Raw genomic sequence first — 7,365 nt, 5'->3', positions numbered from 1 at the left:
CTCATGCAAGCAATTTGCAGAAGCAAACTCCTGAATGCTTGCTGCAACCTCGGAGCCCTGACCGTGTTTGCATGCAGTGGGGCGATCGTCTGGCCTTTGGCATTGATAATGGCTGTGTCCGCCATCATTGGTGCGCAGCTGGGCGCGCGGTGTGCGCTCCACTTCGGGCCGCGGCTGGTGAAACCGCTGCTAATCGCCGTGTGCTGCCTGATGGCAACCAAGTTGATGCTCAGTGCTGGTCATCCGGTGGCGCAATGGTTGCACCGCCTATGAGTACTCAGCGGGCATGAATTCAATTCCAGTCATCGGTCAAACCGATAGAGCGGCAGTGGCATGCCGAGTACAGCCATCCTGTCTATTCAATCTCAAACAAACTGTTGCGCAACGGCCCCACGCTCAGCCGTTCCCTGACGTCATCATCTATACGCGGATCATCCGGGCGGTACAGTTTGACCTGTCGGTAGGCATTGATGCGATTGATCTCCTCACCCAGGTACTCCCACACCACCCGTGTGCAGGCCGGGTTGCGCCGGTCGCCGCTGGAAACCCCGGCCTTCAGGCCGTTCAGGCGGGTGATCCGGCTTTTGAAGCTGGGAATCAGGATGGTCTGGCTCATTTCGTTGAAAGTCAGCGACTCGTAGTCGATGAGGAACACTCGGTCCTGCAACTGAAACGCCGCGCCCAGATAGCGACAGCGGACTTCGGCATGCAGGTCCGTGGCGCTGGAGCGCTCCTGCCGCTCCTGGCGCTCGAACAGGAAACGCCCCCGCTCTTCCCACAGGTGCACCAGCGACACCAGGATCGTGCCGGGCACCGACATGCAGTTCGAATACTCGAAGTAATAACCGCAATAACGCGACAGGTTGCCGGCGTGCTCATGCAGCGGGCGGAACAGTTCACTGATCGGGTCGCTGGGTTGTTCGGCCAGGGTCGAGACGCGGGCACCGATCAGGCGGGCGAACTGCTCGGCAGGCAGGTTCAGCTCGTAATCCTCGACGCCAAAGAAATCACCGATGCGTTTCAGGTTGAAAGCCGTCGGACGGCTCTGCCCGCTGAGGTACTTGTTGAACTGCGCTCGGTTGATCGAGAGCTGGCGGCAAACTTCGGAAATAGAGCGGTAGTGGCTGCAAGCCAGTTTGAGGTTGGTAGCGAAATGCTCACTCATGTGCGGAATCCAGGTGACGCGAATGACGCCATTGTAGCATCAAGTCGCATCAAGTCAGAGCAACCCGCGAAATTGTAACGACTCTTGTCATGGCCAACCATGCGCCCCAACGAATAGCGGTGCGCCTGCCGTCCGCTGATCAATCCACACGAAGAATAAGAATCGAGGTCATTTTCCAATGCTCGAAGCACTCAACGATTTCCTCTCGGGGAAACTCCTCATCGTGCTGATCGTCGGTCTCGGCGGTTACTTCACCATCCGTTCGCGGTTCGTACAGTTCCGCCATTTCGGCCACATGTTCGCCGTGTTCAAGGAATCGCTGCGTGGCCAGGCAGGCCAGTTGAGCTCCTTCCAGGCCCTGATGCTGAGCCTGGCTGGCCGCGTGGGCGCCGGTAACATCGCCGGGGTCGGCATTGCCGTGACCCTGGGCGGCCCTGGCGCGGTGTTCTGGATGTGGGTCACTGCCCTGGTCGGCATGGCCAGCAGTTTCTTCGAATGTACCCTGGCCCAGGTGTACAAGCGCGCCGATGGCGACGGCTTGTACCGTGGCGGTCCGGCCTACTACATCCAGCATGGCCTGAAGCTGAAAAGCATGGCCATCGTGTTCTCGATCCTGCTGCTGGTGACCTACGGCTTCGCCTTCATCGGCCTGCAGTCGTACACCGTTACCCATTCCCTGCAAAATGCCTTCGACTTCAAGCCAAGCCACACCGGGCTGGTGTTGGCCGTGCTGTTGGCCATCACCTTCATCGGTGGCATCAAGCGCATCGCGGCGGTCTCGGACCTGCTGGTGCCGGTCAAGACCCTGGCCTACATCGGCGTGACCCTGTACGTGATCGGCACCCAGATCGACCACGTACCCGCCATGCTGGAAACCATCTTCAAAAGCGCCTTCGGCCTTGACCCTGCGTTTGGCGGCCTGCTCGGCAGCGCCATCGTCATGGGCGTGAAGCGGGGCGTGTTCGCCAACGAAGCAGGCTTGGGCAGTGCACCGAACGTTGCGGCCGTGGCGGCAGTGAAACACCCGGGCGCGCAGGGCGTGGTCCAGGCCTTCAGCGTGTTCCTCGACACCTTCGTGATCTGCACCTGCACCGCACTGCTGATCCTGCTGTCGGGCTTCTACACCCCAGGCTTCGAGGGCGACGGCATTGTCCTGACCCAGAACTCGCTGGCCGCGGTGGTGGGTGACTGGGGCCGCGTGTTCGTCAGCGTTGCGCTGTCGCTGTTCGTGTTCACCTGCATTCTCTACAACTACTACCTGGGCGAGAACAGCCTGCAGTTCCTCAGCCGCAACCGCGTGGTACTGATGGTGTTCCGTGGCCTGGTACTGGCGCTGGTGGTGTGGGGTTCGATGCAAGACCTGTCGACCGTGTTCGCCTTCGCCGACATCACCATGACCTGCCTGGCCTTCGTCAACCTGATCGCCCTGGCCCTGTTGTTCAAGATTGGCCTGCGGGTGATGCGCGACTACGACGACCAGCGCAAGGCCGGTATCAAGCAGCCAGTGTTCGATTCGACCAAGTTCGCCGACCTGGACCTGGACCGCAACGCCTGGCCAGCCAACCCTGAGCTGGAAACAGCCGCTGACAAAGCAGCCGTCCAGGCCCAGCCACAGCGCTGATATCCTGCCCTGCCCAAGCCGCCCCGTCCGTGGGCGGCTTTTTTCTCCGCTCACCGCCACGGATGCTTTCCATGCGTGCAGTCAAGAATCTTCTCGTTCTCTATACCGGTGGCACCATCGGCATGCTCGAAACCCCGGAGGGCCTGGCCCCGGCCGGCGGTTTCGACGGGCGGATGCGTGAACACTTCGCGCAACTGTCCGATGCCCCCCAGTTGCAGTGGACCCTGCAAGAGCTGAACCCGCTGCTGGACAGCGCCAACATGCAACAGCACAACTGGCTGGCCATGCGCGACGCCATCGTCACGGCGGTGGACGCTGGCCATGATGGGGTGCTGGTGCTGCATGGCACCGATAGCCTGGCCTATAGCGCGGCTGCCTTGTCGTTCCTGCTGCTGGGCTTGCCCGTGCCGGTACTGCTGACCGGTTCGATGCTGCCGGCCGGCGCCCCCGACAGCGACGCCTGGCCCAACCTGTGTGGCGCGCTGCGCCTGTTCGAACAAGGGCTGGAAGACGGCGTGCAGCTGTACTTCCATGGGCAGCTGGTGCACGGTTGCCGGGCTACCAAGTTGCGCAGTGAAGCGTTCGATGCGTTCGTTGCCCTGCCGCGGCATCGCGACAGCCAGCGTGCGGCAGCCATCCCGGCCGAGCTGGATTACCGCCAGCCGCGCCAGCCGGTCAACCTGGCGGTAGTGCCCGTGTTCCCGGGGCTGCAGGCCAGCCATCTGCAGGCCTTGTTGGGCAGCGGCGTGCAGGGCTTGCTGCTGGAGTGCTATGGCAGTGGTACCGGGCCGTCGGATGACCTGGCGTTGCTCGAGGTACTGCGTGCAGCGCGCCAGCGCGGGGTGCTGCTGGCGGCAATCAGCCAATGCCCTGAAGGCTCGGTGGTATTCGATACCTATGCGGCAGGCAACCGACTGCGTAGCGCGGGCCTGGTCAGTGGCGGCGGCATGACCCGCGAGGCAGCGCTGGGCAAGATGGTTGCGCTGCTGGGTGCAGGGTTGGATGTGGAATCAGCAGAACGCTGGTTTGCCCTGGACCTGTGTGGGGAGCGGGCGTAGGCGCTGCCCGCAACTCGCCCGGGCAAGAAAAGAAGATGGCGGAAGGCAGCGGGAGTCGAACCTGCCCGGGAACGGCTGCCGTCCCCAACCGGGTTTGAAGCCCGGCCGCGCCACCGGGCGCGATTGCCTTCCTTGAACTCAGTGCCTGGCGTACTGCTGGGCCAGGGCGCTGTCAGCGCGAATGTGACGCTGCTCGGCCACCCTGCGGGTCATGCCGATGCGGTCGAAGTATTCCAGAATCTGCACACTGCGCTTGCGACCGATGCCCAACATATCGCGAAATGCAGCAACCTGCACTACTGAAGTGCCAGCCGCCTGCCCCAGCAGCAGCTCTGCCATGCGCTGTAGCGTCGCTGCGGGGTAGAACAGGTCGCGCACCACCTGGTGCACCACGCCCAAACGCGCCAGCTTGCGCAACAACAAACGAACGTCGGCTTCAAGGCAGTTCTCTTCTGCCGCCAATGTCCTGACCCAGGGCGGATCGAACTGCCCCGCCAGCAACCTGGGCTGCAGGCGCGCCCACAGTGCCTCGTCGGCTTCACTCAACTGGACCTTGTGATCCGGCAAATGCAGCCAGGGCCCACTGGCGGCAATCGCCCCTTCCTCTAGCAGTTCCTCAAGCAGGCTGACAAACGCAGGCCGCTCCAACGGCAATGCTGTAAAGCGTCGCAGGCGGTCACGGTCGGGGCCCAGCTGATCGGGTTCTTGCTCGTGGAAGCGGGCAAGTTGCGCCAGCACCTGCCGTTTCAGCGCCTGCCACTGGGCGCTGGCGAACAGCAGCTGGCCCTGTCGCGTGGCCACCACCAACACGTTCGCCGGTAGCTGCCAGGTTTCGCGCAGGCGATTGAACTGACGCTCCAGGCGCTGTGGGTCGATACCACCGGGCGCACTGGCCAGCAGTGCCGGCAGCGCCTGCTCCAGGCCCTGGGCATCCCGCAGCGCCTGCAGCTGGCGTAGACGCTCGGGGCTGCGGCGCTGGCGGCTGGGGGCAAACGGATCGAGTACTTTGCCGCCGCCCAAGGTGCGCTGAGCACGCTGGTCGCGCAGTACCAGGCGGTCGCCATGCACGGCCTGCAACGGTGCATTGAGCAGTAACTGGGCAAACATGCGCTGGCCGGCGGCCAGGCTTTCACCTTCCAGCAACGCGACACGGGCCGTCACGTCCTGGGTGCCGAGGTGCACATGCACGGCACTGAAGTGCTCGAACGCCCGCAGCTCGCCCGGCAGCAGGTTCAACTCGATATCCACCCGAACACTGGGCGCGTGCAGCCACTGCGGCAGCAGCCAGTCGCCACGGTGAACTTGCTCCGCGCTAAGGCGTTCGGCTGCGATGTTGAGCGCCACTCGCTGGCCGGCCTGCGCTACCAACGCGGCCTGGTTTTGTGCATGCAGGCCCCGCACCCGCACCGCCTTGCCGGCCTTGCCCAGGACCAGGGTATCGCCGGCACTCACCCGACCGGCCAGCGCCGTGCCAGTCACCACCACCCCCGCACCGGTAACGGCGAAGGCGCGGTCGATAGCCAGGCGAAAACCGCCTTGCGCACTGCGTTGCCGCACAGCGGTTTGCGCCTGCAGCAAGGCTTGGCGCAACGCGTCGATGCCCTCCCCGCCAAGGCTCGACACCGGGAACTGCCGCGCCCCGACATAGGGCCCTGGCGCCAGCAGCTCATTGACCTGCGCCTGCACCTGGGCCAGGCGCGCCGGCTCCACGCGGTCGCACTTGCTGATCGCCACCAGTGCTTGGGGGATACCCAACAGCTCGATGATTGCCAGGTGCTCACGTGTCTGCGGCATGACGCCATCGTCTGCCGCCACCACCAGCAGCACCACGTCTATGCCATGGGCCCCGGCCAGCATGTTGTGGATAAACCGCTCGTGGCCCGGCACATCGATGAAGCCCGTCAGCGGTGCACCTTCGGCCAGCGCCGCGTAGCGGTAACCCAGGTCGATGGTCATGCCCCGTTCACGCTCTTCCTGGCGCAGGTCACCGGCCTGGCCGGTCAGTGCCTTCAGCAGTGCGGTCTTGCCATGGTCGATATGGCCGGCGGTACCAACGATCACTGCACCGGCCCCAACTGCAACGCCGGCAATTGCGCCAGCCATTGGGCTTCGTCGTCCAGCTGGCGCAGGTCCAGCCATAGCGCGTCGTCGTCGATGCGACCAAGCACCGGCACTGGCAGGCCCCGCAGGGCCCGCTCCAGCACATGCAGGCTGCGCCCGCGCAACTTCTTCGACACCTGTGGGCGCAGGCACAGCGCGGCACTGGGCAGGCGCGCAACCGGCTGGCTGCCACTGCCTATCATGCCCAACGCAGGTTCCACGCTGACGACCCATTGCGCACCAAGGCGGGCCTGGAGGTCTGGCAGCAGGCGTTCGGCCTGGGCCTGGATATCGGCCTGGCCACGGGTCAACAAGCGCAAACTGGGCAGGCGCTCGGCCAACCGGTCCGGGTTGCGGTACAGCGCCAGCACCGCTTCGAGTGCGGCCAGGGTGATCTTGTCGACCCGCAGCGCACGCTTGAGCGGGTTTTTCTTGATCCTGGCGATCAATGCCTTGCGCCCGACGATGATCCCGGCCTGCGGGCCGCCCAGCAGCTTGTCGCCACTGAAGGTCACCAGATCGGCGCCATCAGCCAGGGCCTGGCGCACCGTGGGCTCGGCCGGCAGGCCCCAGCGGGTGAGATCGAGCAAACTACCGCTGCCGAGGTCTTCGAGCAGTGGCAGGTCATGCTGGTGGGCGATTCGCGCCAGCTCGGCGGTCGGCACCTGGGTGGTGAAACCTTGAATGCTGTAGTTGCTGCAGTGCACGCGCATCAGTAACCCGGTTCGCGGGCCAATGGCAGCCTCGTAGTCGCGGGCATGGGTGCGGTTGGTGGTGCCGATCTCGTACAGCTTCACCCCGGCGCGGGCCATGATGTCCGGGATGCGGAAGGCGCCACCGATCTCGATCAGTTCGCCGCGCGAGATAATGCCCTCCTTGCGCGCACCCAGGCTGTTGAGCGCCAGCAGTACCGCCGCGGCATTGTTGTTGACCACGGTAACCGCCTCGGCGCCGGTCAGCTCGCGGATAAGGCCCTCGATAAGGTCGTCGCGGTCACCACGCTTGCCGCTGGCCAGGTCGAACTCCAGGTTGAGCGGGTAGCGGGCGGCGGTCTGCATCGCCTCGATGGCTTCTTCCGGCAGCAGGGCACGGCCGAGGTTGGTATGCAGCACGGTGCCGGTGAGGTTGAACACTCGGCGTACCTGGCTGCGTTGCTGGGCGGCCAGACGTTCGCCGGCGCGGCCCAGAAGGATCTCGAGAGACAGTTCGGCGGCACTGAGCTGGCCGCTGCGCGCGGGCTCCCGCAGGTCGTCCAGCAATTGGCGCAGGGCGCTCAAGACCGCATCGCGGCCGTGTCGGTCGATCAGTGGGAGGCAGGCCGGATGGCGCAGGAGGGTGTCGATGGACGGCAAGCGTGGGGTGTCGCTGGCGAGGCTGTTGGACATGCGGTACTACCTAGGATTGATCCGTCGTCGGTACTG

The 7,365-nt window shown here is 64.5% G+C and carries 6 protein-coding genes and 1 tRNA gene; 3 read left to right on the top strand and 4 right to left on the bottom strand.

Translation table 11 applies throughout. The features are described from left to right. A partial coding sequence (locus APH30_RS27955; RefSeq protein WP_156326473.1) for a TSUP family transporter occupies positions 1 to 273 on the top strand: 273 nt, incomplete at its 5' end. Positions 274 to 355: 82 nt separating this feature from the next. Here the strand turns inward: APH30_RS27955 and APH30_RS14395 are convergent. Further along, positions 356 to 1,165, bottom strand: coding sequence for a helix-turn-helix transcriptional regulator (locus tag APH30_RS14395; RefSeq protein ID WP_029885046.1), 810 nt, complete (start codon positions 1,163 to 1,165; stop codon positions 356 to 358). Between the two features lie 178 nt (positions 1,166 to 1,343). Between APH30_RS14395 and APH30_RS14390 the strand changes: the two genes are divergently transcribed. Both APH30_RS14390 and APH30_RS14385 read left to right on the top strand, forming a co-directional pair. After that, on the top strand, positions 1,344 to 2,786 hold the full coding sequence (locus APH30_RS14390; protein WP_054912909.1) for a sodium:alanine symporter family protein: 1,443 nt from the start codon (positions 1,344 to 1,346) through the stop codon (positions 2,784 to 2,786). Positions 2,787 to 2,857: 71 nt separating this feature from the next. Beyond that, the gene (locus APH30_RS14385) at positions 2,858 to 3,844 is read left to right on the top strand and encodes an asparaginase (protein ID WP_054904984.1); all 987 of its coding nucleotides are present in this window, start codon (positions 2,858 to 2,860) and stop codon (positions 3,842 to 3,844) included. Between the two features lie 36 nt (positions 3,845 to 3,880). Here APH30_RS14385 and APH30_RS14380 read toward each other — a convergent pair. The 3 genes from APH30_RS14380 to selA all read right to left on the bottom strand — a co-directional run bounded on the left by APH30_RS14380 (position 3,881) and on the right by selA (position 7,329). Then, a tRNA-Sec gene (locus tag APH30_RS14380) sits at positions 3,881 to 3,976 on the bottom strand. Positions 3,977 to 3,982: 6 nt separating this feature from the next. After that, positions 3,983 to 5,905, bottom strand: a complete 1,923-nt coding sequence (selB, locus tag APH30_RS14375; RefSeq protein WP_054912911.1) for a selenocysteine-specific translation elongation factor — start codon at positions 5,903 to 5,905, stop codon at positions 3,983 to 3,985. Further along, positions 5,902 to 7,329, bottom strand: coding sequence for an L-seryl-tRNA(Sec) selenium transferase (gene selA, locus APH30_RS14370; RefSeq protein ID WP_054912908.1), 1,428 nt, complete (start codon positions 7,327 to 7,329; stop codon positions 5,902 to 5,904). The genes selB and selA overlap by 4 nt, the downstream gene beginning before the upstream one ends. Positions 7,330 to 7,365: the final 36 nt, after the last annotated feature.

This window comes from Pseudomonas sp. NBRC 111127 (assembly GCF_001320345.1).
Classification (GTDB): Bacteria; Pseudomonadota; Gammaproteobacteria; order Pseudomonadales; family Pseudomonadaceae; genus Aquipseudomonas; species Aquipseudomonas juntendi.
The sequence above is the reverse complement of the archived record's forward strand: the minus strand, read 5'-3'. Positions and strand labels throughout refer to the sequence as shown.

What these genes read in the sequence shown, in the direction of transcription:
- APH30_RS14395 (WP_029885046.1), bottom strand. Translation starts at nt 1,165, where the DNA reads ATGAGTGAGCATTTCGCTACCAACCTCAAACTGGCTTGCAGCCACTAC.
- APH30_RS14390 (WP_054912909.1), top strand. Translation starts at nt 1,344, where the DNA reads ATGCTCGAAGCACTCAACGATTTCCTCTCGGGGAAACTCCTCATCGTG.
- APH30_RS14385 (WP_054904984.1), top strand. Translation starts at nt 2,858, where the DNA reads ATGCGTGCAGTCAAGAATCTTCTCGTTCTCTATACCGGTGGCACCATC.
- selA (WP_054912908.1), bottom strand. Translation starts at nt 7,329, where the DNA reads ATGTCCAACAGCCTCGCCAGCGACACCCCACGCTTGCCGTCCATCGAC.